At 38.7% G+C, this 26,214-nt stretch carries 29 protein-coding genes; 2 read left to right on the forward strand and 27 right to left on the reverse strand.

Going from position 1 to position 26,214, the window contains the following annotated elements; genetic code table 11:
* Positions 1-83: 83 nt before the first annotated feature.
* The 10 genes from argF to galE form a co-directional block, all read right to left on the reverse strand.
* A complete protein-coding gene (gene argF / locus PGP85_RS13555; RefSeq protein ID WP_178982068.1) occupies positions 84-1,097 on the reverse strand; it encodes an ornithine carbamoyltransferase in 1,014 nt (337 codons plus the stop codon).
* A 150-nt stretch (positions 1,098-1,247) separates the two neighbouring features.
* Complete coding sequence (locus PGP85_RS13560; RefSeq protein WP_270328011.1) at positions 1,248-2,594, reverse strand: cation:dicarboxylate symporter family transporter; 1,347 nt, start codon at positions 2,592-2,594, stop codon at positions 1,248-1,250.
* Between the two features lie 522 nt (positions 2,595-3,116).
* Positions 3,117-3,560 carry a DUF3788 family protein gene (locus PGP85_RS13565; protein WP_270328012.1) on the reverse strand — a complete coding sequence of 148 codons (444 nt, stop codon included), beginning with the start codon at positions 3,558-3,560 and terminating at the stop codon, positions 3,117-3,119.
* A gap of 34 nt (positions 3,561-3,594) precedes the next feature.
* Complete coding sequence (gene tsaD, locus PGP85_RS13570) at positions 3,595-4,617, reverse strand: tRNA (adenosine(37)-N6)-threonylcarbamoyltransferase complex transferase subunit TsaD (RefSeq protein ID WP_270328014.1); 1,023 nt, start codon at positions 4,615-4,617, stop codon at positions 3,595-3,597.
* Positions 4,610-5,035, reverse strand: coding sequence for a ribosomal protein S18-alanine N-acetyltransferase (gene rimI / locus PGP85_RS13575; protein ID WP_034709427.1), 426 nt, complete (start codon positions 5,033-5,035; stop codon positions 4,610-4,612). Before rimI (PGP85_RS13575) ends, tsaD begins: the two co-directional genes overlap by 8 nt.
* A gap of 1 nt (position 5,036) precedes the next feature.
* Complete coding sequence (gene rimI, locus PGP85_RS13580) at positions 5,037-5,585, reverse strand: ribosomal protein S18-alanine N-acetyltransferase (protein WP_270328017.1); 549 nt, start codon at positions 5,583-5,585, stop codon at positions 5,037-5,039.
* Entirely contained in the window at positions 5,569-6,276 is a 708-nt protein-coding gene (gene tsaB / locus PGP85_RS13585; RefSeq protein WP_251866549.1) for a tRNA (adenosine(37)-N6)-threonylcarbamoyltransferase complex dimerization subunit type 1 TsaB, read from the reverse strand. Before tsaB ends, rimI (PGP85_RS13580) begins: the two co-directional genes overlap by 17 nt.
* 134 nt (positions 6,277-6,410) lie before the next feature.
* Positions 6,411-7,394, reverse strand: coding sequence for a LacI family DNA-binding transcriptional regulator (locus PGP85_RS13590; protein ID WP_270328021.1), 984 nt, complete (start codon positions 7,392-7,394; stop codon positions 6,411-6,413).
* Between the two features lie 12 nt (positions 7,395-7,406).
* Complete coding sequence (gene galT, locus PGP85_RS13595) at positions 7,407-8,888, reverse strand: UDP-glucose--hexose-1-phosphate uridylyltransferase (protein ID WP_270328024.1); 1,482 nt, start codon at positions 8,886-8,888, stop codon at positions 7,407-7,409.
* 11 nt (positions 8,889-8,899) lie between these two features.
* The gene (gene galE / locus PGP85_RS13600; RefSeq protein WP_010740352.1) at positions 8,900-9,889 is read right to left on the reverse strand and encodes a UDP-glucose 4-epimerase GalE; all 990 of its coding nucleotides are present in this window, start codon (positions 9,887-9,889) and stop codon (positions 8,900-8,902) included.
* Between the two features lie 220 nt (positions 9,890-10,109).
* On the opposite strand from galE, the gene PGP85_RS13605 reads away from it, so the two are divergent.
* Positions 10,110-10,277: a DUF3042 family protein gene (locus PGP85_RS13605; protein WP_010740353.1), complete on the forward strand. Its 168-nt coding sequence runs from the start codon at positions 10,110-10,112 to the stop codon at positions 10,275-10,277.
* 28 nt (positions 10,278-10,305) lie between these two features.
* Here PGP85_RS13605 and PGP85_RS13610 read toward each other — a convergent pair whose 3' ends face one another.
* The 12 genes from PGP85_RS13610 to PGP85_RS13665 all read right to left on the reverse strand — a co-directional run bounded on the left by PGP85_RS13610 (position 10,306) and on the right by PGP85_RS13665 (position 20,554).
* The gene (locus PGP85_RS13610; protein WP_270328026.1) at positions 10,306-12,075 is read right to left on the reverse strand and encodes an FAD/NAD(P)-binding protein; all 1,770 of its coding nucleotides are present in this window, start codon (positions 12,073-12,075) and stop codon (positions 10,306-10,308) included.
* A gap of 110 nt (positions 12,076-12,185) precedes the next feature.
* Positions 12,186-12,998, reverse strand: coding sequence for a sugar-phosphatase (gene yidA / locus PGP85_RS13615; RefSeq protein WP_270328028.1), 813 nt, complete (start codon positions 12,996-12,998; stop codon positions 12,186-12,188).
* Between the two features lie 163 nt (positions 12,999-13,161).
* Positions 13,162-13,563, reverse strand: a complete 402-nt coding sequence (locus tag PGP85_RS13620; protein WP_270328029.1) for a rhodanese-like domain-containing protein — start codon at positions 13,561-13,563, stop codon at positions 13,162-13,164.
* Between the two features lie 26 nt (positions 13,564-13,589).
* Positions 13,590-14,546, reverse strand: a complete 957-nt coding sequence (locus PGP85_RS13625; RefSeq protein WP_178982048.1) for an ROK family glucokinase — start codon at positions 14,544-14,546, stop codon at positions 13,590-13,592.
* Position 14,547: 1 nt separating this feature from the next.
* Positions 14,548-14,754, reverse strand: a complete 207-nt coding sequence (locus PGP85_RS13630) for a YqgQ family protein (RefSeq protein WP_010740358.1) — start codon at positions 14,752-14,754, stop codon at positions 14,548-14,550.
* A 143-nt stretch (positions 14,755-14,897) separates the two neighbouring features.
* Positions 14,898-15,431, reverse strand: coding sequence for a DUF1697 domain-containing protein (locus tag PGP85_RS13635; protein ID WP_010740359.1), 534 nt, complete (start codon positions 15,429-15,431; stop codon positions 14,898-14,900).
* Positions 15,432-15,478: 47 nt separating this feature from the next.
* Positions 15,479-16,147, reverse strand: coding sequence for a rhomboid family intramembrane serine protease (locus PGP85_RS13640; RefSeq protein ID WP_090402183.1), 669 nt, complete (start codon positions 16,145-16,147; stop codon positions 15,479-15,481).
* Positions 16,148-16,182: 35 nt separating this feature from the next.
* On the reverse strand, positions 16,183-16,719 hold the full coding sequence (locus PGP85_RS13645; protein WP_010740361.1) for a 5-formyltetrahydrofolate cyclo-ligase: 537 nt from the start codon (positions 16,717-16,719) through the stop codon (positions 16,183-16,185).
* 56 nt (positions 16,720-16,775) lie between these two features.
* Entirely contained in the window at positions 16,776-17,771 is a 996-nt protein-coding gene (locus PGP85_RS13650) for a GDSL-type esterase/lipase family protein (protein ID WP_270328033.1), read from the reverse strand.
* A 30-nt stretch (positions 17,772-17,801) separates the two neighbouring features.
* Entirely contained in the window at positions 17,802-18,782 is a 981-nt protein-coding gene (locus PGP85_RS13655) for a FecCD family ABC transporter permease (protein WP_270328035.1), read from the reverse strand.
* A complete protein-coding gene (locus PGP85_RS13660) occupies positions 18,779-19,762 on the reverse strand; it encodes a FecCD family ABC transporter permease (RefSeq protein WP_010740364.1) in 984 nt (327 codons plus the stop codon). Before PGP85_RS13660 ends, PGP85_RS13655 begins: the two co-directional genes overlap by 4 nt.
* A gap of 3 nt (positions 19,763-19,765) precedes the next feature.
* Positions 19,766-20,554 (reverse strand): ABC transporter ATP-binding protein, encoded by a 789-nt coding sequence (locus PGP85_RS13665; RefSeq protein WP_270328038.1) that lies wholly within the window; start codon positions 20,552-20,554, stop codon positions 19,766-19,768.
* A 159-nt stretch (positions 20,555-20,713) separates the two neighbouring features.
* Here PGP85_RS13665 and PGP85_RS13670 point away from each other — a divergent pair, with 159 nt between their 5' ends.
* Entirely contained in the window at positions 20,714-21,640 is a 927-nt protein-coding gene (locus tag PGP85_RS13670; protein ID WP_270328040.1) for an ABC transporter substrate-binding protein, read from the forward strand.
* Between the two features lie 58 nt (positions 21,641-21,698).
* Here PGP85_RS13670 and PGP85_RS13675 read toward each other — a convergent pair whose 3' ends face one another.
* From PGP85_RS13675 to PGP85_RS13695, 5 genes are all read right to left on the reverse strand, one after another.
* Positions 21,699-22,430: a DUF6681 family protein gene (locus PGP85_RS13675; protein WP_090402170.1), complete on the reverse strand. Its 732-nt coding sequence runs from the start codon at positions 22,428-22,430 to the stop codon at positions 21,699-21,701.
* Entirely contained in the window at positions 22,427-22,837 is a 411-nt protein-coding gene (locus PGP85_RS13680) for a hypothetical protein (protein ID WP_270328042.1), read from the reverse strand. The genes PGP85_RS13675 and PGP85_RS13680 overlap by 4 nt, the downstream gene beginning before the upstream one ends.
* Before the next feature lie 189 nt (positions 22,838-23,026).
* Positions 23,027-23,176 (reverse strand): 50S ribosomal protein L33, encoded by a 150-nt coding sequence (gene rpmG / locus PGP85_RS13685; protein ID WP_010740369.1) that lies wholly within the window; start codon positions 23,174-23,176, stop codon positions 23,027-23,029.
* A gap of 124 nt (positions 23,177-23,300) precedes the next feature.
* Positions 23,301-23,774 carry a glutathione peroxidase gene (locus tag PGP85_RS13690; protein WP_010740370.1) on the reverse strand — a complete coding sequence of 158 codons (474 nt, stop codon included), beginning with the start codon at positions 23,772-23,774 and terminating at the stop codon, positions 23,301-23,303.
* A 171-nt stretch (positions 23,775-23,945) separates the two neighbouring features.
* Complete coding sequence (locus PGP85_RS13695; protein ID WP_010740371.1) at positions 23,946-26,069, reverse strand: penicillin-binding transpeptidase domain-containing protein; 2,124 nt, start codon at positions 26,067-26,069, stop codon at positions 23,946-23,948.
* Between the last annotated feature and the right edge of the window lie 145 nt (positions 26,070-26,214).

The following is a 26,214-nucleotide window of genomic DNA, read 5'->3' on the forward strand; positions in this document are numbered from 1 at the left end:
CTTCTCTTTTTCATCGATGAAATAATTATCTGGCATTTATACTAACAGAAATTTCTTCATCTGACTAGTCAAGATAGCTTTTTTTATGCTTTAGGAATGAATAGATTGCCTAATGTCGCAGCCATCACCGCTTTAATTGTATGCATACGATTTTCAGCCTGTTGGAATTGCAATGCATTCTCCCCACGAAAGACTTCGTCAGTGACCTCCATTTCTGATAAACCATATTTTTCTTTGATTTCCTCGGCTACTTCTGTTTCAAGGTCATGGAAGGCTGGCAAACAATGTAGGAAAATCGTTTCGTTCTTTTGTGTTTTTGCCATTAATTCTTGATTAACTTGATATGGCAGCAATAAATCAATCCGTTCTTTAAAGGCATCTTCCTCTCCCATTGACACCCATACATCAGTATAAATAATATCTGCCTGTACAACACCTTGGGCAATATCATCTGTGACCAAAACTTTTGCGTTTGAATCTTCGGCATATTTTTCAGCCATAGCAATCAAATCTTGTTCTGGGAATAGTTTTTCCGGAGTCACAATCGAAATGTTTACACCTAAAATCGCGCTAGTAATCAATAGAGAATTAGCCACATTATTTCGTCCGTCACCCACATAAGCCAAAGTTAATCCTTCTAATTTTCCAAAGTGTTCCTTAATTGTTAAAAAGTCGGCAAGCATTTGTGTCGGATGCCATTCATCGGTCAAGCCATTCCAAACCGGCACACCTGAGTGTTCAGATAAAGCCTCAACAGCTTTTTGCGAAAAGCCACGATACTCAATACCATCAAACATGCTGCCTAAAACCTTCGCAGTATCTTCGACAGATTCTTTTTTTCCTAGTTGAATATCGTTTTTGCCTAAATACTCAGGATGAGCACCTAGATCATAGGCTGCCGTAGTGAAGGCCGCGCGCGTACGAGTCGATGTTTTTTCAAATAATAATGCAATATTCTTTCCAGCTAAATATTTATGCGAGATATTTTGTTGTTTCAGCATTTTCAGATGCGCTGCAAAATCAATTAGGTAAAGTAATTCATCTTTAGTAAAGTCGATTTCTTTTAAAAAGCTTTTCCCTTGAAAGACATTCGTCATAATAATTCCTCCGTTTTTGAATATTAATTCGCATATAGCGTTAATAATTCATTTTTATTCATAATAACTGAATAAAGAGAAATTTTCAACCTCATTCTATAATTGTTTAGATAAAAAACTTCCTCAAAAAGTTTTGAGGAAGTAATCAAGTTATTTCACTTGTGATAATTTAATCCTGTTTAGCTTGCATGTAACCGCACTGGCTACTACACCGCCATTTAGATTAATTGCGGTACGCCCCATATCAATTAATGGTTCCACTGCAATAAAGACTCCTACCAATCCAACTGGCAATCCTAAAGCTGATAGAGAAATGATCGTAGCGACCGTACCGCCTCCGCCAGTCCCTGCAATACCGAAAGATGTCATTGCAATAATGAATCCAGCGTAAAGTAAAAATTGCGGAGATAGAGGATTTATATTTTGTGTCATAGCAACAATGGCGATAATGATTCCTGGATACACCCCCGCACAACCATTCATTCCCATGGATGTCGCAAAAGAAGCAGCCAAACTTGACACTCCTCGCGGAATATTCAATTCGTCCTGCATTTCAATATTCATCGGCATTGATCCGGCACTCGACGCAGTAATGAATGCAAAAGAAAGAACCGGAAAGGCCTTTGCTAAATATCGAACTGGTGGCAATCCACAAATTGCTAAAATCAACAATTGAATTAAAAACATGATCAACATTCCAATATAGGAAACCGCGAAGAATTTAGCTAATTTTAAAACTGCCGTTACATCATTATTAATAATGGTTGCGGTCATAATCGTTAATACAGCATAAGGTGCATAAGAAATAAATAGACGAACTACAGACATGATAATTTCATAAGCACTATCAAGAAAATCCTTAAATAATTGAGCCTCTTTGACTTTCTTATCCTTGATTTTTAAATAGGCAATTCCTAAAAAGAATGCAAAGATGACTACTCCTAAAGTAGCGCTCGGCCTTTGACCGGTCAGATCAAAGAATGGATTCGATGGGAAAATCGCAATAATTTTTTGCGGCATCGTCAATGTTTGTTCCCCGCCAGAAACATAACTTTGCTGAATCTCATTTGCTGAATGCAACGCTGTTTGCGAAATATTAAAAGAGTCTCCGTCGATATTTGAGAAGTAACCAGTTATAATACCGACAATTCCTGCGACACCAGCGGTTACGATTAGCGTGCCAATGATCGACATTCCAACTTTCAAGACATTTGTTTTGATTTCAATCTTAGTAAACGCTAATAAAACACAAACTAGAATTAAAGGAACAGCAATCATTTGTAATAATTTTACATAAACACTACCGATAATCCCGATCCAATCAGATAGAATGACACCGTCTGATTTTGACAGCACTTGACTGAAGATCAAACCTAAAATAATTCCGATAGCCAAAGCCGTTACGACACGTTTAGAGAAGGACCATTTTTTTTGTTTTAAATAGATCAAACCATACAAACAACCTAACACGATAAGAAAAGATACTGCTAATAACACCCAATCACTCCATTTCAAATTGTTTATTAAAGATCACCGATCTTTCAATCTGAGTCTCCAAAAGATAAAGCATTCGTCAATTAAGCGATTTCATTTTTGTTCCGCAAGTGATTGATTTCACATTGACAACGATGGCTTTTTGTAAAGAACATGAATTTACTCCCTTAGAAACTCTAAGTTCCATTTTTGATCAAAGTCAATTTCGATGTAAGTTCATATTCCTTCACCTCCGTTTTGCTATCTTTCACTTGCAAAAAATAGTATAAAATTATAACGATTGTTACTCAATTAAGATAAGAGATTTTTCACGAAAATGCACAACCTTTTTTTATATATCGATATTAAAAAAATTACCTCTTTTCATTTTTGAGCTTATAAAAAGACCTAAATAATTTTTAACAATCCCTTTACTAAGGGAATATTTGCTCTCTTTTTGCTTTAATCTCTAAAAATGAAAGTTTGTGATTTTACTTTTTCTGCACAGAAAAAAACGGCTAAGGTTTAGCCGTTTGGATAATTATTTCATTTTTTTCTTAATTTCCGAACACGTAGAGCTATCAGATATTGGAGGTCTTCAAAAGCCTGCTCAGAGTCAACATCGACGACAAACCAATATCCCCCCATAATAGGTTTGCTTTCATTAAATGTTTTTTGTACTTGTTCGGACATCAAAGGAATATTTTCCGATAATTCTTCTTCAAAAAGATCCGACACAACGACCATCATTCTCACAGAATCCTCTCGAAGATAAATTGTGCCAAAATTTCCACCATATCTTTTAGCCTTTAAGTGCCAACCGCCGAACTTTCCTTTTTCTTTTGAGTATTCAATAGAAAATTTAGGTTGGTACTCCTCAGACAAATAATCTAATAGTCTTTCAAAATATGTGTCAGCGCCAAACTTCTTCATCTGTTCTAGTGTCGGCTGATTGTCTATTGAAAATTTTTCTTGCCAATTTGTATCCATCATATCGCCTCCTTCAACATAGTATAGCAAGGGGCTAGATATGTTGAAAAGCTAAACTTGGATTCGCATTCAAACTCATTCCAGCAAAGTGGTGTTTTTGCAACTCAACATGCGCGGCAGCACCAATCATCGCCGCATTGTCTCCACATAAGCGCAATGGTGGAACAATCAGTTTCACTTCAGGCAATTCTGATTCAATTGTACTAGACATTTTTTTTCGCAATCCTTGATTAGCTGCTACCCCACCAGCTACAATCAACTGTTTAACTGGATAAGTTTTACATGCCCTAATCGTCTTTGCAATTAACACATCAATGACACTTGCTTGAAAACTTGCTGCTAAATTATTGTGATCTAATACCTCGCCACGTTGTTCCGCATTATGAGTCAAATTGATGAACGCACTTTTTAACCCACTAAAGCTGAAATCAAAATTATCCTCTTTCATCATCGCACGAGGAAAGTTATACGTATCTGATCCCTGATGAGCTAGCTCATCAATTTCTTTTCCACTAGGATAATTTAATCCTAATACACGACCGACTTTATCATATGCTTCACCAGCTGCATCATCGCGAGTCTCACCAATTATCTCAAACGAACCGTTTTCTTTCATATAGACTAATTCCGTATGACCACCGCTAACAAGTAATGCCATCAGTGGGAATTCTAAAGGTTCTACTAAACGAGCCGCATAAATATGACCTGCCATATGATTGATTGGCAGTAGCGGCAAACCATTTGCCCAAGCAAAAGCTTTCGCTGCACTCAGCCCGATCAACAACGCGCCAACCAGACCTGGTCCATAAGTTACTGCCACTGCTCGAAGATCCTTAGCAGTAACATTTGCTTCATTCAATGCTTCTTCGATGCAAATCGTAATTTGTTCAACATGATGCCGACTAGCCACCTCAGGTACAACGCCGCCAAAACGCTTATGACTTTTTATCTGTGAAGCAACAATATTAGATAAAATTTTTTCACCATTTTCGATTACCGCAACACTAGTTTCGTCACAGCTACTTTCAATTGCCAAAATAAGTTCTGTTTCATTCATCTGTTTTTCCTACTTTCAAAGACATCAGTACCGCATCTTCTTGAGGGGACTGATAATAATTTTTCCGCAGTCCAATTTCCTGAAAACCGAACTTTTCATAAAAAAGACGCGCCTCTTGGTTCGAAGCACGTACTTCTAAAAAGATACTCGCTATTTCCTGAAATTCTGCATGTTCAATCAGGCGTTTCATTAGCTCTCTACCGTGACCTCGACCCTTGATTTTGGTCGCAATATTAGTAATTTCTATTTCGTCGCAAACCTGATGGAATCCTAAAAAAGCTACAATTTCTGACTCTTGAGTGAAATAGTGACTATGAGACTGCTTCATATCGCTAGCAAATTGAGCCACAGTCCATGGAGACTCATGAGCGTACGCCATTTGAGTGATCTCCCAGAATTTCTTTGCTAAATCTTCCAACTTATTTCACTTCCAAACGTTTGATCATGTCCAAAGCATCTTCATTATTCTCAGTATAGTAGTTCTTGCGAATATTTCGAGCAGAGAATCCTAACCTTCGATATAAACGTTGGGCATCAGTATTGCTGAGCCTTACTTCCAGGGAGAGCGTTTCACAATCGTTCATTATAGCGAATTTTTCTACTTCGTCAATCAATAGCTTGCCTATCCCGCGATTTTGGAAAGTAGTCCTCACCGCAATATTAGTAATATGCGTATCATTGCCAATCAGACGGCTGCCGATAAAACCAGCAATTTCTTCTTTTGGGGTTACGATGCAAATATACAAATGAGGGATAGGTGAATGAATTTCTGAAAGAAACGCACTTTTCGTCCAGGGAGTCTCACCAAAGTAAACATCACGTTCCAGTGCAATCAACTCCTTGATATCCTGATCAATGATTTTTCTCAATAGATATTCTTGATCACTTAAGTTTACATACTTCGCACTGAATGGGTATTGTTTCCCATACAGGATCGTCTTCACTAAACCGCTAAATTTTTTCAACATAGTTATCGTCCTCTGGTTGATGCGTCTCCAGCCATTTTTCTTCTGCCTCCACTCGTTTTAAATACTCTGGAACCAATCCATGAATATTTTCGATTGGCTTTGCGAGAAATCCTAACTTCCCTAAAATGATCCCGTTAGGTAAATTTAATTCATCTGCTTCTGACACCTCAGCATCTGATAATGCTGATTCTATTTGTTCTTTGAACTTACTTGTTTCGCCAATAAACAAGGCAGGTTCCTTAATCTGATCTAATAAATCAGGGAAGGCGATATGCTGATCCGCTGAGACATTTACCAACTGTTGGTTTTCCCAACGATAAATTCCGGCATACACATTGTTTCGACGTGCATCCATCAACGGAACAATTAATTTAGCTGTACGAGCATTTCCTGCAATGACGGCCAAACTAGAGACTGCGGTCAATTCGATTTTCAACGTCTCTGCCAATGTTTTCGCAGTGGTTACTGCGATTCGAATTCCTGTGTAAGATCCCGGCCCTTCCGCTACGACGATTCGATCCAAATCCGCTGGTTTCAGTCCACTTGCTTCCATCACAGATTCAATTGCCGGCATTAAGCTCAAACTGTGATTCATTTTTCGGTTCAATTGAAAATGAGCCAACACTTTTTCGTCTTCTAGGACAGCCACGGCTAATGTTTGATTGGATGTATCCATCGCTAATAATTTCATAAAAGTTCATTTCCTCGCATTTAAGATAGCAATATTTTAACACAAACTATATTTGCTTTCCTACTAAGTGTTAAGAATTTCTGCTTTCCTTAATTGATAGCACAAAAAAGAGCAGCAAAGCACACTGCTCAAAATTATTTTGTCGATTCACGCTGAATCAGTTTCGTTCCCAGCATAATTTTTCTTGGTACTGGTGAAAACTCCTTGGCTAGGTCTAGAATCGTTGAAACTGCTAATTCTCCCATCCATTCGGTTTCGACTTTGATGGTTGATAATGCCGGTGATACATATTTTGCTACACTAACATCATTGAATCCAATAACAGAAATATCTTCTGGAATTCGCAGACCAGCAGCTTGAATCGCCTGCATAGCACCGACAGCAAGTGCGTCACTCGATGCAAACAATGCATTGGGTAATTCTTCTGTACTAGACAAAAATTCTGCCATTGCCGTTTTTCCTGTCTCCATGGAAAAAGCAGCTGTCAAAGTGAACTCTGGACGATATAGATTGAGTTGTTTCATCTTGTGTTTAAAAGCCATGAGTCTCGGGTCTTCGATAGGCTGTAAGTTATGCTTAGTTTTTTCTTCACCTGATAGAATCCCGATTTTTTGATACCCTTGTCGGATAAAGTGATCAATTACAAGATTCACACTCTGATCAAAATCTACCACCAAAGAATTTAATCCCATATTCATTCCATCAAAATCAACGAGCAATAAATTCTCATCAGTTTGTTTCAACTGACGAATCTGCTCTGCATCAAACTTTCCCAAAGCGATTGTACCGTTGACTTGAATATCGGACAGTTCATTCAAAGCCTCTCGCCGAATCTGAATATTTAACTCCTCCGCCTTTTTTTCGATTCCTAAACGTATAGATAAATAATAGAGATCGGCTAATTCTTCAGCTTCGTCATACCATTGAACCAGTCGTATCACAGCTTTTCCTATTTTATTCGCACGTTTGTGTTTGGTATAATTCAAGTCCTCCGCCACTTCAAAAATGCGCTGCTTTGTTTCTTGGGCGACGGATAATTCTTGATCATAATTTAACACGCGAGAAACCGTGGCAGGAGAAACCCCTGCTAATTTTGCAATATCCCGAATAGTTGCCATCGCTGCCCCTTCCTACAAAGTTTTGATAAAACGCGTAAAGCCTTCTTGTCCTTCAACATCCCGCTTAAAAACCCCTGCGTCTTCCAACACACGAGCAAAAACAGCTCCTACTGCTTTTTGCACAACTTGAGTGACATTCTCACGAGTAAGCTGATTATTCGATTTTAAATGATCTGCCCACTCTATATGATAGTCAGCAACCTGATTTTCTTGATCCAACAAATAATTTTCAACCTCTTTTAATTCTGCTTCCAGACGTGGAGGCAAGACCGCTAATCCCATTACCTCAATCAAGCCGATATTTTCCTTTTTGATATGTTGCACATCCGGATGCGGATGGAAAATGCCATCAGGGAACTCTTTCGAGACATTATTATCACGTAAAACAAGGTCCATTTCAAAAAGATCTCCTTTTCGACGAGCAATTGGAGTGATTGTATGATGCAATGCACCATCTTCTGTCTGAGCAACGATTTGCAAGGATTCATCTGAATAAGCTTGCCACTTTTCAAAGATCCTATTGGAGGCCTCGATTAATTCTTTTTGATTCTTCCCTTGCAATCGAATCACTGACATTGGCCATTTTACGATACCAGCTTTAATACTTGGATAATCCTTTAACTCAAAAGTTCGTTCCATTTCGGCTACAGCCATTGGAAATGTATGGCGGCCGCCTTGGTAGTGATCATGAGAAAGAATTGAACCGCCCACAATCGGTAAATCTGCATTTGATCCGACAAAATAATGCGGCAGAACTTCTGTAATTTTTAATAAACGTTGAAAAGTAGCTTTTGTAATCTTCATAGGACGATGTTCTTCCGACAGAATAATACAATGTTCATTATAATAAGCATAGGGAGAATACTGAAAGCCCCAGCTTTCTCCATCAAGATTCATTCGAATAATTCGATGATTGGTTCGTGCAGGATAGTTCAATCGACCTTTATACCCTTCATTTTCCATACACAGCATACATTCGGGATAATCTAATTTCACTGCCTGACGTTCTGCCGCGATTTGCTTTGGATCTTTCTCTGGCTTCGATAGATTGATCGTGATCTCCAGTTCACCGTACTCAGTTTCAGCAGGAAAAATAATATTCCGTGCGATCTCGCGTGTCTTGATATAATCATTGTCTTTGCTTAATTTAAAGAAATAATCCGTTGCTTGAACGGGATCTTTAGAGTAGTACTGAGCAAAATAAGCATTTACCACTGATGGTGGAGCTGTCATCAAATCCATCAATTGAGCTTCTAACATGTCTTTTTCTGCCTGTAAATCAGTAATTATTCCATTCTTTTCTGCTTGAACCAAAAGCCGATCCACCAGTTCCACAGCGTTCTGCGAAACAATGCGAATTTCAGCCTTTGATAAGGAATCCTCTCCGATCATAGCAATGACCCGATTTTCTAAATATAAGCGATCCATTTCCATCCAACCGCCCGATTGGATGGCTAACGTAATAAAGTCTCTGACTGTTTGACTGACTGACACGTTTTTTCCTCCTAATCTTCATATCCATGCGGGTGGCTGACATGCCAGTTCCACGCTGTTTCAATGATTGCTTTGATATCCGTGTATTCAGGATTCCAGCCTAACGTTTCTTTCACTTTATCACTTGAAGCGACTAAACGACTTGGATCACCCGCACGACGCGGTCCGATTTCAGCCGCAATCTCTTTACCCGTTACTTCACGTGCTGCATCTAACATTTCTTTCACCGAGTACCCATTATTAGAACCTAGATTAAAGAAATTGCTTGGATTGCCAGCTTTCAAGTATTCCAAGGCAAGAATATGCGCTGCGGCTAAATCCTCAACCTGAACATAATCTCGTATACATGTACCGTCTGGCGTATCATAATCATCACCGAAAATAGTCAAATGATCTCTTTGTCCCAAAGCTACTTGCAAAATGATTGGCACTAAATGTGTTTCAGGATCATGATCCTCACCGATACTTGCATCAGATTTTGCGCCAGCAACATTAAAATAGCGTAAAGCCACGTAACGCATACCGTAGGCGTTGTCGCACCATTTCATCATTTTTTCCATCATTAATTTGCTTTCGCCATAAGGGTTAGTTGGATTAGTCGCCACTTCTTCCGTAATTGGGGAAACACCTGGTTCACCATAAGTCGCCGCTGTCGAAGAGAAGACAATATTTTTCACGTCGAACTGTTCCATGACTTCTAGCAGGCATTCCATACCAACGACATTATTGTTGAAATACTTTAACGGTTTTTCTACGGATTCGCCGACTAATGAACTCGCTGCAAAATGAACGACACCGTCAATTGATTCTTTTGTAAAGACCTCTGTCATAAATGCTTTATCGCGACAATCACCTTCATAAAACTTTGCTTTAGAATGAACGGCCTCGCGGTGACCCGTTAATAAATTATCCACTACGATTACATCATAATTTTGTGAAACCAGCTTATCGACCGTATGAGAACCAATGTATCCTGCTCCACCTAGAACTAAAATTGCCATTTGATCTACTCCTGTCATTTTCATTTTTATTTAGTAAACAAATTATAGTTTGTTTACTAAATAATTGCAAGGTCATTTTCCATTCGTTTAACTTTTCATTTTTTAGTTTTTGCTTCATAATAGAGATATATTAATAATTAAAGCCACTCTAGTTATAAAGCAAATGTATTTTTCAGTGAAAAAATACATTCCTTACATCTGAGAAAGGAGTGATGGAACAATGCGTAAATTTGCTTCCGGATTCTTTACTGGTACTTTAGCTGCCGCAGCGGTAGTTGCAGGCGTAGTAATGGGCGTGAAAAAGAAAGTTATTGACCCAATTGAAGAAAAAGAATCAAAAATCGATGAAAATCGTAAAAAAGCTCGCAGAAAAAGAATCTCTAGATAAAAAAGAAAGCCAACTGGCTTTCTTTTTTCTATCTATAAATATTTTGAACGATTTGATTCGCTAAATAAAATAACCGGTCATTACTTTTGGGACGTGGCGAAGCAGCATTTAACCAATCTAGCCCTTCTAAGGGAATGCCATAACAATAAATATTTGACAGCACATCCCCGTTTTTATCTATTAATTGATGAGTCTTTCGAACAACTTTGATAGCTCCCGTTGGATGTTCCTTACCTTCAAAAGTCACACTGTGAGAGGTTAGATAGCCTTTTTCTCGCATATTGATCAGTACCTTATTTTTCGTACGTTTCAGACTAGTTGCTGGCAAGCGTGCTTCTATCAGATTTTCTCCTTTGAATATACGAGAAGTATTCTTTTTGCTGTACGTCAAAAAACTGTCTTCTGATCTTTCTACTACCATCTCTAGCGCCAAAAATTCAACGATTCCCGCTTTCGTTAAAGCTAACAATTGTTTTTGTCGAATCACAGGTGCTCCGATCGTCAAAAAACTATAACTCCGATTAAACGTACCGAAGAAATCTTCATAATACTCTTTCGGTGTAAAGTTGCCCTGATCCAACATATAATTAAAAGGTGCTTGCAGTTCTTTATATGTGTCAATCGCCGCAGCTATTGCTCCTATTTGATTGCCCAGCTCTGCCTCAGCAATATCCTTCTTCAAGTACGTTTGAATAAAATCAGGAAAATCTTGTGAGCTGACTTCTTTTGCGGGATCAAAAAGTTTTGTCCAGTCCAAACGATCCTCGCTAGGAACTCGAAACGTATTTAAGACTTCCTCCCGATCACGTTCACGATAGAGCCGTAAAAATTCATCTAAATCAATCTCTGACTCTGCTAGTTTCTTTTGGTAATACACCAACTCAGCTTCTTTTCTTAATAAGTCAAACAGCTCTTCTGCATTTCCCTGAAACTCTCCCATGAACCCTTCTGTCAATATTTGCGGTTGAGCTTCTTCTCCAGGTTCTTTTTGATTGTTTGGACGTGCGTGGTAAGGCAGTCCTCTGCCTGAGCCTACAACTAAACGCTGCTCTTTTCCAGAAGGCTCATAAACCAGACAATTTTTTTCTTCACTGAACCTACCACCCCATTTGGCAACAAATAGTGCGATATAGTCAAAAAAACTCAGCCCTAGTCCACGAAGAATCACTGTTTCTCCTTCCTTCAAATGATCTAGACGTGTATCCGATGGATTTCCTGGTCCTTGATAAAAGAGATCATGTTTCTCAGCAAACAGCTGATTTTTGGTTTCCTCTTTGCTTAAAAGGTTCGTGGAATGACCTGTCGCTAAAATCACATCGGTCACTAAAAAAGATTGTGATGATTGAACTAGAATAGTCTCTTCTACCAGAGTTAAATCACTTACTCTCTCTTTGATTAAATTGACCGTGATATTTTTTGGTAGCCTTCTGGTTATTTCCTCATAAAACCAGCGTTGATAAACTCCATAATAGCGCCGCTGACAGTAATCATTTTTATCCAGCTTCAGCTCTGATAAAAATTCTTTTCCATGTTTGAAAGAGGTTAAGTATTTTTTTGCCTCTGTCTGATTCCACTCGGCTAAATTCGGGCCTTCATCCTCAGAAAATAAGGTCACATGCTGCATTACTGTATTCATGATAACCTGATCATTTTGATTTTCACGCCAAATATTTCCGCCTGGCCCATCAGGATCAAAGAGCAATAATTCAATTTTTTCATTCTTAGATGCCTGTTTGATTAGGCGATCCAATGCAATCAAACCATATGGACCAGCCCCGATAATCGCAATTTTTTTCATACACATTCCTCATTTTTATAGATTCATCTCTTTTAGAGTAGAGAATATTTCGAGAATAAGCAATAAAAAAAAGCTTCTGATGAATTTATTCATCAGAAGCTTGCCTACCCTTATTTTATGACCCAACGATCAAAAGCTTCCTTCACACCGTCTTCCAAGTTGGTTGCGACAGTATAGTCAGCAGCAGCCTTAACTGCTTCACTAGCGTTTCCCATTGCGATACCAGTACCGGCAAAATCAATCATAGATAAATCATTTTCCGCATCGCCAATCGCCATAACCTCAGATTGTTGAATTCCTAAATGTTCACTCAATTCTTTTAAAGCCAGTCCTTTACTGGAGTTCGAATTTAGTACTTCAAGGAAAAATGGTGTACTGCGGACAATTGTATATTTTTCAAAATACTCTGCTGGAATTTTTTTAAACGCCTCACTGAGAATTTCGGGATCATCGATCATCATCATCTTAACAGCTAATACATTCTCCGCGATTTCCTCAGGTGTCCGATAAAATAGCGGCATATTAACTAAATAGGATTCTAAAATTGTATATGGGCTGATATCGCGATTTGCTGTATACATCGCCTTTTTATCCGCAATATGCAAATGAACATCTAGCAATCGTGCCATATGATCGATCTCCAGATAATTTTCTCGCGTTAAGCTGTGTTCTGCCACAATATCCCAAGTCTTAGTGTTCAATACTAAAGCTCCATTGTACGTGATAATATAATCATCATTATTGTTTAACCCTAATACGTCCAATTGTGCTTTTGTTCCTGACAACGGGCGTCCAGTGGAAAGAACTACATAAATCCCCGCCTTGCGAGCCGCTTTAATACAATCGACCACTGGTTGATTGATTTCGTGATGATCATTCAACAATGTTCCATCCAAATCGATGGCAACTAATTTTATACTCATAGATTCCTCCTGTAAAAGTTTTCAAATTTCATGATAAGCGTAATCCATTTCTTCGTCAATCCAAGCAACAACTATCGATTTCAGTAAACAAGCCATTTATCCTTTAATTTAAAATGGTCATGACCATAGAAAAACAGCTAGACAACTATCTAGCTGTTTAAAACTAATCGATTTTTTTCTGCTTCACTTTACCGGTCCATTCCTGCATTCCGCCTTTAAGGATAAACAAGTCTTTATAACCCTTTTTGCGCAGCAGATTTGCTGCACGAGCACTGACTGCTTTATTATGATCATAAATATAAACTGGTTGATCCTTGCGTATAGAGCTGTAAGATTCTTTTAACATACTAAATGGAAAACTACGTGCTCCTAAAATATGTTTTGCATTGAACTCATCCCGTTCACGAACATCAATAATTTGTGCCTTCCGCATTCCTGCCTGAAATTCTTCTTGGGTAATAATTTTTGCAGCTCGCCTCATCATGATTCGAACTACTAATTCATACAAACCAAATAAAACGATTACTGAGATTAATACAATATTAATTTTCCACCAAATTGACATAACTTGATTCCTCGCTTACCTTTAATCTATTTTGCCAATGAAGCTGCGCCGATCACGCCTGCTTCATTACCTAACTCCGCTAATTTGATTTTTGTGCTTTCACGCACTTGTGGGAAAGTAAATTCTTTGAAATATTTTTCTATCCGGCTACGTAAAAATTCCCCCGCTGCTGAGACACCGCCGCCGATGACAATCGTTGATGGATTCAAGGTATTTCCAAGGTTTCCGCAAGCCAATCCTAAATAGAAGGTTACTTTATCAACGACCATTAGAGCCAAATCATCGCCTTCATCTTCCGCCAATTCAAAAACATCTTTACTAGTAATATCTTCACCATTATCCAAACGAGCTTTTAGTTTTGATCCGCCAGCATATTCCTCTGCCAGTTGGCGGGCAACTCTTACTACACCCGTCGCACTAGCCACTGTTTCTAGACAGCCGCGTTTTCCGCAAGTACATTCAAACCCATTTGGATCAACCGTCACATGTCCGACTTCACCGGCACAACCAGCGATGCCGTGAAGCAATTGGCCATTCATCACAATACCACCGCCAACACCAGTACCTAGAGTCATAAAAATCACGTCTGGTTCATTTTCTCCAGCACCCTTCCAACGTTCGCCTAAGGCTGCTACATTCGCATCGTTGTCGATCGTAAATTTAATATTCGTGCCTTTTTCGATCTCGCTCTTGACTTGTTGCAAAGTTGTCCAGTTCAGATTGTATGCACCGATAACCGTTCCCGCTTCAATATCGACACTCCCTGGAGTCCCCATGCCAATTCCAATAAATTGTTCAGGTTTCATCCCATATAATGACAAATGATGATTAATTGATTCAATAATATCCGGAACAATATGCGAACCATCATCTAAAATATTTGTTTCGATACTCCACTTTTGCTGAACTTCACCAGCCTCTGTTAAAATGGCAAATTTGACAGTCGTACCACCTAAGTCAATTCCTAATAATTTTTTATCCACTCTAGTCACCTTCTCGACTTTCTTCAATGTGATGTTCTCGTTTTAAAATGCCCCAACCCTGCAAATAAGTATCGCGGTCAATTACACGACTCTCATATAAATTTTTCAATTCGATCTGCATCAATTCGATATCATAAATCCGTTTTCCAACGTAAACATAAATACCAAATCGTTTCAGCAGCTGTTGTACATCATATAAACTTTCCATCAAACCACATCCTCAGTATTATACAGAAAAAAAAACCTTTTTTATAGCCCAATTTTTATTTCCTAGTTTATTTTTTAAAAACTAGTCATTTAATCCACTCTACATTTTATAGCATTCACTCGACACTCGCAAATTGAATAAGACTATTCTTTTAATAATGCCGCTAGCTTTATTACCGTTTTCCAGTTGCGCGCAGTCAATTCATCAGTTAGTTTATTCAGTTTAGGCGTTAGCTTGGAAAATCTAATGCTTCTGTCTGTAAGATAATAAATATCCTTCGACTTCACAATTGCTCGCTCACCAATTTCTGAAAGCTCCTGAGGTACCATTTCGCTTGACGAAAAATAAACATATAAATGTTCGACATTAGTCTCTTCCATCTCTGCTTCAAGAATCTCCTCGGCTGTAAACGGCAAATTTTCAATCAAAGAAAATAGTTCATCTTTCGTTCGATAGATAATCGGCACAGAAAAACCAAAACGTTCTGTAAAAGCAGCTGTAACAGTCTCTGAAAATTCACTTATCGCTTGATCACTAGAAAAGAGGAGGTTCCCGCTTTGAATGTAGCTGCGAACATCGGAAAATCCTAATTCTAAAAAAAGTTCTTTTAGCTCTTTCATTTTAACAATATTTCTTCCGCCGACATTAATCCCACGAAATAACGCTAAATATCGCATATCTTCACTCCTATACTCGTAAAAAAAGCGGACAGCTCTGTCCGCGATTATTGATACATACTAAATTTTCTTAACCCGAAGAAGACAAAGAGAACAATGGCAAAAATGAAAAACAGAACAGTAGTAACCCTTGCTCGAGTAGAAAACCGATCTTGTGAATGAGGTACTGCTACTGCCCAACCGGATAATGCCCCACCAATAATGCCTCCTAGATGTCCCCAGATATCAATCGTTGAATCGAATAATCCAAAGACTAGATTCATTAAAATGAACAAAGCAAATTGACGTGTCAACGCTTGGATCGCTCCATTGTCACGATAATGCAATCCAACTACTAAAAAGGCTCCGAATAACCCGAAGATCGCTGTACTCGCCCCGCCAGACAGTGTTGTCGGTGAGTTGAAGGCGAAACTCGCAAAATTTCCCATCACGCCGCTTAACAAATAGATTACTGCAAAACGCCAATGCCCAAAAATTGCTTCACATTGTTGCCCCATATAATAAAGAACGACACCATTTAAGGCAAAATGCATCAATCCAAAATGGATAAACATAGGTGTTATGAACCGCCAATACTGGTGTTGCCAAATAACTGATGGCGAGAACATGCCTAGTTGATTCTCAATTGATAATCCTGGCAGTAAATATTGCATCAAAAAAACAATCGTATTAATTGCAAAAAGAACATACATTACATAAGGTTTATCTTTTCTCATATATCTACCTCTCTCATTCTTCGGTTACTCTTTTACTAATAAAAAAATAATTGCTGTATCGGTTGATCAAATTCTTCTATCTGCCAATCTTCCATTAGCTGCTCAGCGAAAACAAAACTGCAGGTTTTCCCTTTATAATTAGCTAAATAGCGGTCATAATATCCTCCACCAAAACCAATACGATAACCTGATCGATTAAATACTAACCCAGGAACAATCAATAAATCTAGTTCATCAGGGCTTGCGACTTTCTCAATCTCAGGCTCTTCAACGCCAAATTTTGTCGTATAATATGCCGTATCTGAGTCAACCCAGTGAAAAACCATCTTACCTTTAGGCAATGATTTAGGAACGGCTATTTTTTTCCCCGTTTTAAAAGCCCGCTGAATCAACGAAGAAGTTGGAAACTCAAATTGAGTCGCCATTGTTACGCCAATGCTGGTCGCTTCTTTCCAAATTTCACTTTCAAAAAATTTTTCAAGGATACAATCAACTTGGTCCTGTCTATTCTCGTTATCCGCAATTTTTTGCAACCGGGTAATCGCCAACTGCCGAAGTTTTTCTTTCTCCATTCATTCACCTTCTTATCTAGAAATACTAACAAAATCGAAACAAAATAAAAAGGGGATTACTCCCCTTTAACAAAATCACTAGAAATTCGACGAGCAATCGCCATTCCGCCTGCCGCATTAAAATGTAAATGGTCCTCACTATCGAATGATGGATTCAATCGTCCCGCTTCTTCTTCAACGATCGCGGAAAAGTCCCATAATTCATCATAGTTCTCAGTTAACCAATGATTTATTTCTTTTCGCAAAGCTTCTTTTGCTTGATTCATCCCTGGATACCCTAAGCAAGGAGTCAAAGTGCATAGTTGATAAGTAATATCGTGTCTCTTGCAAAGTTCAATCAACTTTTGGATCATCTTTTGAAAGCTCTCTAAAGTTAGTCCGCCATTAATCAAATCGTTGACACCAAGAAACAAAATGACTTTGCTGACATTGCTGTGACTAGTCAAACAAAATTCTAATCGCTTCAAACTATCAAAGCCATAAAAAAAGTTCCGTGATTCATTTGTTGAGACATCGCTACTAGCCTTTAACAAACAGCTGCCATTGATTCCTTGATTGACCAAGTAGATCTTTTGTTTACGTAATGTTCTTTGTAATGGCGCAGTCCAAGTTGCCCCTTCAGTTAAGGAATCTCCTAAAGCGATCACACACTCTCCAGCGACTTCTGCTTCGATCGCAATTAATCCAGAGCAAAAATCAAGCGTTCTAGCTTCAGGAAAAAAATCGGCATCATTGTATGAAAAACCACTTTCGATCGATGATACTTGAAAAGAAATGTGCCATTTTTTTGCCGTAGGATCAATCGAAATAGACGGTGTTTTAAAAATCTCGCTAGAAACAATTGAAAAATCAGAAATAGTTTGCTGATTTTCATTTGTTTTAATGGTCAAATTTTGAATTTGCTGCGTTTGATTGCCATATTCATTAGCAAAAACCAAACGGATTTTTTCAACGGAATCAATTCGCCGCATCGTCAATTGAACTGTTCCTTTACTTGAACTATAGCGAGCGATTCCACGTTGCGCATGACTCCAGATAGTTGTCCAGCTCATTAGATTTCTCCTCACATAAACAATTAATTTTTAGCTTCTTTTCAGCAATCGTAAAATAAAATAAGGGGCTCCAATCAATGAAACAATGATTCCGGCTGCCATTTCACCACTAGGCAAAATGACTCTGGCCAAAATGTCACTAAATAATAATAGAAGCCCGCCGATCAAAGCGGTCATTACTAATGTTTGATTATTTTTTCTGCCTGTTAATTGGCGGGCGATATGCGGAGCAATTAGCCCGATAAAACTGATGCTCCCAGCAATTGCGACACTTGCCGCTGCAAGGCAAACGGCACAAACTAAAAAGAACAGCTGCGTTCGTTTTAGCTTAACACCTAATCCAACGGCTACCTCATCGCCTAGCTCCAACACTTCCAATGAACGCCCTCTCAATAAAACCAATGGCAATAAGCAAATAATCCAAGGAAGCAGCAACAGGACATGCTGACGAGTGGTTCCCCAAATCGTGCCTGCAAGCCATGAAGTCACGAACTGATAATTGTCTTTAGAGACACGCATCGTCCCAATGAGGGTTAACGCCGAAATCCCAGCGTTCACTGCAACTCCGGCTAATAATAAACGATTAGGTGTAATTCGTTTCGATTGGCGGCCAAAATAATAGACCAATCCAGTGGCAATAAAACTGCCTGCACAAGCGATTAGTGGCAAAAACCAGCTGCTTTCCCCGGTGGCAAAAAAACCCAAATAAATCAAAACAGTTAATCCTGCGCCGGCATTGATTCCCAAAATCCCAGGATCAGCCAAATCATTGTGAGTAATCGTTTGAAACAAATAGCCCGATACCGCCAACCCCATACCCGCTAATATTGAAACAAGCAGCCGTGGGAAACGAAAGTCAAAAACGATCAATTGTTGACTAGTACTAGCAGTTCGTTGAAAAACATGCAGTAGATCATTTAACCCTAAAGGAATCGTTCCAACTGTCAGACTAAGGAAAATACCAAAAATCAGTAGAAGAAGCAAAGTAAGCCAACCTATTCTTTTTCTCATAAGCTTCCCTTTCTAATTTGTAAAAGTAAAAATGGTACCCCAATGATCGTCACAATTACCCCGGTCGGTGTTTCCAAAGGAGGAGCTATCAAACGTGACGCAATATCCGCCAAAACAAAAAACAGAGCACCAAACAGACCTGAGGCCGGAATCACGTAACGATAATCGTGACCAATAAAAAAACGAACTACATGAGGAACAATCAATCCGATAAAACTAATGGTTCCAACTAAAGCTACCGAACTTCCGGCTAATAGTAGAACAAAAAGCATACTTAACTGACGAATTCGATTCGGTTTTTTCCCCAACGAGATCGCCGTTTCATCTCCCATGCTCAGTAACGTAACCTGTGGACTAATCAAGCAGGCTCCTAGAACTCCAATTAGAATCAACGGAAAAATCGTTTGCAATTGATTCCACGAAAGATTCGCCGTGCCTCCGACAAACCAAAAAGTCATGTCTTGGTTTAAATCAAATAACAGGCTGATGCTCTGACTAATTGCTGCAAAAAAAGAGCTCAATGCCGCGCCAAGCAGAACAATTCGCACTGGTGACAGCCCGAATGAAACTCTACTTGAAACCAAATAAATCAAAAGAATCGAAACCGAAGCTCCAAGAAATGAACCTATGACACCGGCAGTCGGCGAAGGATTTGAACTGATAGCAAAAACCAAAGCCAAGCCAAGGCCTGCTCCTGAATTTATTCCCAGCAAACCGGAATCAGCAATCGGATTAGAAGTGATCCCTTGTATTAAAGCCCCGGATATCGCAAAGCCTGCACCAACTAAAACCGCACCTATCATTCGCGGCAGACGTAAATAACGAACCAATTGTTCGCCCTGGTTATTCGGATCAAAATTTAGCAGCGCCTGCGAAACATCGGTCCATTTACTGGTAACCGCTCCATAACGCAAAGATAAGAACATTGCCGCGATGAGCAATATGAAAACGACTGGAAAGAAATATTTTCGTTTAGTCATCTTCTAGTGCTCCTTTACTAAATCATAAGCAATAACTAATGGTTTATCACTATTAGGCAGAGTGGCAAATGTCGCTTGGATATCAAAAAGATTTAACAATTTATCCGCAGTAAAAATTTCTTTGGGCGTGCCCTGAAAAATTAATTCACCCTTTTTCATCCCGAGTAAATAATCGGAAAAACGCGAAGCATGATTCAGATCATGAATCGTCATTAAAATCGTTTTTCCTTGCTGATTGATTTCTTGCAACAATTCTAAGATCTCTAATTGATGAGCAGGATCTAAAAAAGTTATTGGTTCATCCAAAATCAAAATATCCGTATCTTGCGCTAACGCCATGGCGATCCAAACACGCTGCTGCTGGCCGCCTGACAAAGTGGTCAATGTCCGTTCTTTTAACTTTTGCAGATTCGTAGCTTCCAAGGCCCAATTGATTAATTGATGATCTTGCTCTTTTAATCCAGAAAAACCCTTTTGATAAGGAAATCGGCCATAGGAAACAATTTCTTCGACAGTCAGTCCATTGATTTGACTGCTTGTCTGTGACAACGAAGCAATTTTTCGCGCGACTGTTTTAGTATCTAAGCGTTGAACGTTTTCACCATCGATAAAAACCTCACCTTTAGCAGGATCCAGAATCCGCGCCAAAGCTTTTAAAAAAGTCGATTTTCCACTGCCGTTCGGACCGATCAAACTAGTAATTTGTCCATTGGGAATTTCTACTGTAATGTCATTTACAACAATTTTTTTATTATAGCCAATCGAAAGATCAGTTGTTTTTAATTTTGTCATAGACCTTCCTCACTTCTCTGATAATCGTTCTCAATTATGACCTTCTTTTTCATCATCGTCAACTATCTATTAAAGAAAACTCACTGTTGACACCCCTTGTGCTTTCGGTAATAATATCAATTGAGAACATTTCTCAATTAACCTTGAAGGAGTTTTTTTATGTTCAAAAAAATAGTTTTAGGAACCGTTTCTCTGTTGGCGCTATTTAGCTTAGCTGCTTGTGGGCAAGGCAGTGAAAGTAAAGATACAAAAAATGATGTACGAACGTTGACTGATGCACAAGATCATAAAGTCGAAATTCCCAATAAGCCCAAAAGGATCATTGCTTCATATCTTGAAGACTATCTAGTCGCTTTAGATGAAAAACCGGTCGCCCAATGGACGGTTGGTGAAGGAAAAATTCAGAATTACTTACAAGACAAACTGAAGGGCATTCCAACTATCAATTACGATCTGCCTTACGAAGATGTCTTGAAATTTGAGCCCGACCTATTATTAATCGGTTCGAATGGTTCACTTGAAGGTGGAAAATATAAAGAGTATGCCAAAATTGCACCAACTTATGTTGTAAAAAATGGTGACAATGTTACTTGGCGTGATCAACTAGAGGATATCGGAAAAGTTCTAGCTAAAGAAGATAAGGCAAAAGAAGTTGAAAAAGACTATGATCAATTAGTCAAAAAAACGAAAACAGACCTGAAAGATAAAATTGAAGGAAAATCCGCGGTCGTTTTATGGGTAACAAATAATTCAGCATTCATGGTGGCAGATAATCGTTCTAGTGGTCAATTGCTTTACCAAGAACTAGGTTTTGAAGTACCTAAATTAACTAAAGATATTAGTAAAAAAGCAACGGCAGACTTTTCACAAGTCTCACTAGAAAGTTTGTCTCAATTGGATGCGGACTATATCTTCCTAGTTAATAGTGATTCCGGAGCCGCAATGTTTAAAGATCCATTATGGAGCAATATTCCAGCAGTTAAAAACAATCAATTATTTGAGTTCGATGGTGAATCTAGCTGGTTATATAACGGCCCAATTGCCTATACCAAAATGGTAGAAAGCATTCAGACCGTCTTAAAATAAAAAATGCCGTTCTGATCGAGACAGCTTCCATTCAAAGAAGCTCTCGATCAGACGGCATTTATTTTTTACTGCGACGAGTTCGCGTTGCAGCTTCTTCCGTCTTAGCCAAAAATTTTAAACGATAAGGTTCATGATAACGAACCCCATCCTTAACGAAGTCTCCTCCGACAATGAACAAACCGACTGGTCTTAATGGTTCCACTTGATGAATCGTTCCAATTGTTTCCAAGTCACGATAATTTCTACCAATCTGCAGCAGATATGTCTCTGGTGCAGTTTCTTTGACATAATAATAAGGGTACAACGTATTTTCCTCAATCAAGAAACCTTCTTCTCGCGTTAAATCGCGAGTTGTAATTTCTTGCCCATCAATTAACGCTTGAATATTTTCTACTAATTTTAGTTGATAGTCTTCGTTGAAATCAACTGGGACTTCTTTAGCCTGCTCAAAAACCTTTTTTGCTTTTATAGATTTTTCATTTTGAATGTTGAAAGCATCATCCGGAAGATACTTAACAAAAAGCTGCGTAACATCTCCCTTTAGATTTTTATCCAAAAAGTAATAGAAAAAGTTCAGCACAAAGAAATAGACCAATCCGATGAAGACCAAACTATAAAGCACTAATTGAAGATAATTTTGATTAAGCCACAGTCCATAAATAATCCGCAAAATATAGATTGTCGGTATGGCACTCAGCAAAGTGTATCCGCGATTCGAATACTTAGGACTAATGTCCAAAAAACCTAGAAACTTATTTATTCCATTAATAATATCTAACAATAGGGTCATTGATCATCACTCGTTTCTGGATTAACTTGTTCATTAGCTGGTTGTTGTTGTGTCGGCGTGGTCTGATACTCTTCCGATGATGTCTGCGGACTCACGGAGGTACTGCTAGACGGTGCCTGTGTGCTTTGAACTGCATTATTATTAGCCGCCGTAGAATCTTCTTCTATTGTATTTCCTGCATTGGCATCTTGATTGGGTGTTGATTCCTCTGTCGTACTTGTTTCGCTGATAACGCTATTTGAATGACGAGAAGAATCGGTCGTTTGTGCGCTCGTAGATTCTGTCGTAGGTGTTGTTGCCTTAACTTGACGATAACTGGAATTATTTAAGATCCCTGAAGTCGTTGCGATCAAAATTGACAATGTCAAAAGAGCAATTGGTTTCAAAATCGGTGGAACTTTACGCATGTGATCCTTCCTTTCTAAAAAGTTTTCTTTAATACTTAGTTTTATCACTGGAAGGTTAGCTTTTGTTTAGGAATCTATGAAGATTTTATGTAGATTTCCAAAAAAACATCGCACATTTTTTTGATTATTAATATAGAGAAGAACAAAAAAAGTCAGCAATCATTTTAGATTGCTGACTTATAAGTGCCATTATTTTACTTCTTTGTGCAAAGTAACTTTACGTTCGCGTGGACAATATTTCATTTTTTCCAAGCGATCAGGGTTGTTACGTTTATTTTTGTTTGTTAGGTAGTTACGTTCTTTACAAGAAGTACACTCTAAAGTGATATTTACGCGCATGATTTTCCCTCCCTAATTAAAATCAGTTTTCCAAGATAATTCTCAGACTTTGATATCATATCATGTTTTTATTTCCTTGACTAGTCTTTTTGCGAATTTTGTTAAGTAAATCTACTTGACGTTTTTAAAGCTGTGCTTCAATATCCGCTGCAATGTCTTCAGGTTTTGTTTGGGATGCATAGCGTTTTATCACGTTTCCTTCGCGATCGACTAAAAATTTCGTGAAATTCCACTTGATCGCTTTGTTAAGTAAACCACCTTGCGCACTCTTCAAATAGCTGTATAGCGGATCTTCATTTTCACCGTTAACATCGATCTTACCAAAGGTTTGAAACGTTGTGTGATATTTTAACTGGCAAAATTCAGCAACCTCTGCATTCGAGCCTGGTGCTTGATTTCCAAACTGATTACATGGAAAATCAAGAATTTCAAATCCTTGGTCTTTATACTGATCATACAAGTGCTGTAACCCCTCATATTGTGGTGTAAAACCGCAACCAGTCGCTGTGTTGACGATCAGAAGAACTTTCCCCTGATAATCCGCTAAAGACTTTTCAGTTCCATCGGTTTCTTTTACTTCAAAATTGTATACTGTCATATCTTCCACTCCTTAATCATAGTAATGCTAAAAAATGAGCGCGGCTTTCATACCGCATAGTATATTCTGTACAATCCTTTTTTATCCTAGCTGCTTCTTACTTAGAGTATAAGCTGCTAAGTGGGAAACAGAACTCCTCAAAAAAAGCCAAGGAGCAATGCTCCTCAGCCTTTATTGTACGCCATACGTGTCAGCAAATGCATCTATTATGTCTTTTGCTATGGCCTTATTAGTATCATCGTGTTCTTCATCTAAGTTCGGAAGCATAACACTGATCGCCACTTGCGGTTTATCATAGGGTGCATAGGCTACAATATTGCTGTTGATCGTGTTAACATTCGGATTGCTTTCTGGTACTGTTTCAGCCGTACCAGTTTTAGCAGCCGGATTTAGTTTGGCTGAAGCCAAATCACGTGCCGTTGTGTACGCATCGCTCCCGTGAACTGCTTGATAGAACCCTTCTTTGATAATACCCATTTGATCTGCGGTAATATTGACTTGACCCAGTTTTTTACCAGTAATTTCCTGTTGGATCGTTCCTAAGCCGCCGCTATCATTATTGTTGTAGATTCCTTTGACTACATGAGGAGAAATTCTTGTTCCCCCATTCGCTACTGTTGCTGCATATTGAGCAAGCTGCATAGGTGTATAAGTATCGTATTGACCAAAGGAGAGATCCAGTAAATTCCCTCCGCCTGGTGCGTTATCCGTTCCAAATTGATCATTGATATATCCTGAAAATTCATTTGGCAGATCAATCCCGGTTTTCACACCCATCCCATACGCCGCAAAAGCATTTCGTAATTTATCATACATTTCTTTTGAAGATGCACTATCCGGCAATGACATATTCTGCTGGTATTGAACCCCTAACATACGTAAGACGATCTGCATCATGTAGGCATTTGAAGACCATTCCAGTGCTTTAACAGTATTCAATGGAATCTGATTCCCTAATACTTTATTATAGATAGAGCCTTTAAGTGCTGTTCCAGATAGTTTTATCGGTTGATCGATCAACGTATCATTTCCGCTGATGGCTCCTGTCTGATATCCCGCAGTCACCGTTCCGCCTTTGACAACAGAGCCCGGAACAAATGCACTGGTAATCGTTCCTAACGAATTTTCTTCTAGCGTTTTACTATTCGGATCATGCGTAAAACCGGTCATGGCATATACTTCACCCGTATTCGGGTTCATCGCAACGGCATAAGCACCTGGTGAATACTTGGCAACACCGCTGTCAACTAATCCCTGATAGTGTTTCCGTAAAATATCTTCAACCTTTTTCTGGAAATCCGAGTTAATAGTCAGGACGATATTTGATCCCTTCTCGCCTTTTTTAACTTCTTTTTGTTTCTCGATGTTTCCATTTTGATTTAAGGTAACTTTATATTCTCCTTTTTTACCTTGAAGCTGATCTTCATACTGTTTCTCTAAATAACTCTTACCGACACGGTCATTACGTGCGTATCCTTTTTTCAACAAGGCATCTGCTTCTTCGGCAGGTAATCCTTCTTTTTCAGTGGTGATTGTCCCCAAAATACTCTTTAATGAACCATCGAGTGCATCATTATATGAGCGATCCCAATCAATTCCTGTAGATACACCTGGTAATTCTGAGGCCCGTTCAGCAACAACAGCTAATTCTTCATCAGACACGCCCTCGTTTTTAACAAAGACCGTGCTTAGCGCTGAAGCGGCATTCATCCGTTTAAAGATTGTGGCAACCTTTAACTGATCTTCGTTAAGCTGAATTTCGCTGTCTTTGACTTTATCGACCAATTTTTGATATTCATTCGTATTGTCGAGATTTTTTTCTTTAAAGGATAACCGATCTTCGGCTTCTTTCAGATGATCCTTATCAGCTAACCAATAATCCTTTTTATCGCGATCACTCAAATTCTCATCCGCTGGTACATCAATCAATTTGTTGAGCTCATTGGCTAATTTAAGAATGTCTGAAGCTTCCATACTATTACCGCGGGTAAAGGTGATTGCGGCATTAGAAACATTTTTGACTAAAGCAGTGCCTTTTGCATCATAAATCACACCACGAGGTGCATTTTCCTTTACAGTGATCGTCGTCGAAGCCTTCATTTCCGCTTTCATCTTGTCGCCTTCAACAATTTGCAAATACCCCAATCGAGTGACTAGGATGACGAAAAGAGCAAAGATGACAAAAAACAAAAAGTTTAGCCGAAATGGAATGTGGCTTCTATTTTGATTGCGGCCGGATTCATCCGCGAGTTTCAGTTTTTCAAAGAATTTCTTTAATGGATTCGTTAATTTCATTCATCTGTTCCTTCCACTTTGACAGTTACTTGTCTTATTGTAGCCGAAAAAGTGTTTTTTCAAAAGGATTAATCGTAGTTCCTTTAACATAGTTTAAAAACTTTAAAGTCTTTTTATAGATCAAAAGCCAAAGTGTTTCACAGTT

The organism is Enterococcus malodoratus, from assembly GCF_027659535.1.
Taxonomy (GTDB): Bacteria; Bacillota; Bacilli; order Lactobacillales; family Enterococcaceae; genus Enterococcus_A; species Enterococcus_A malodoratus.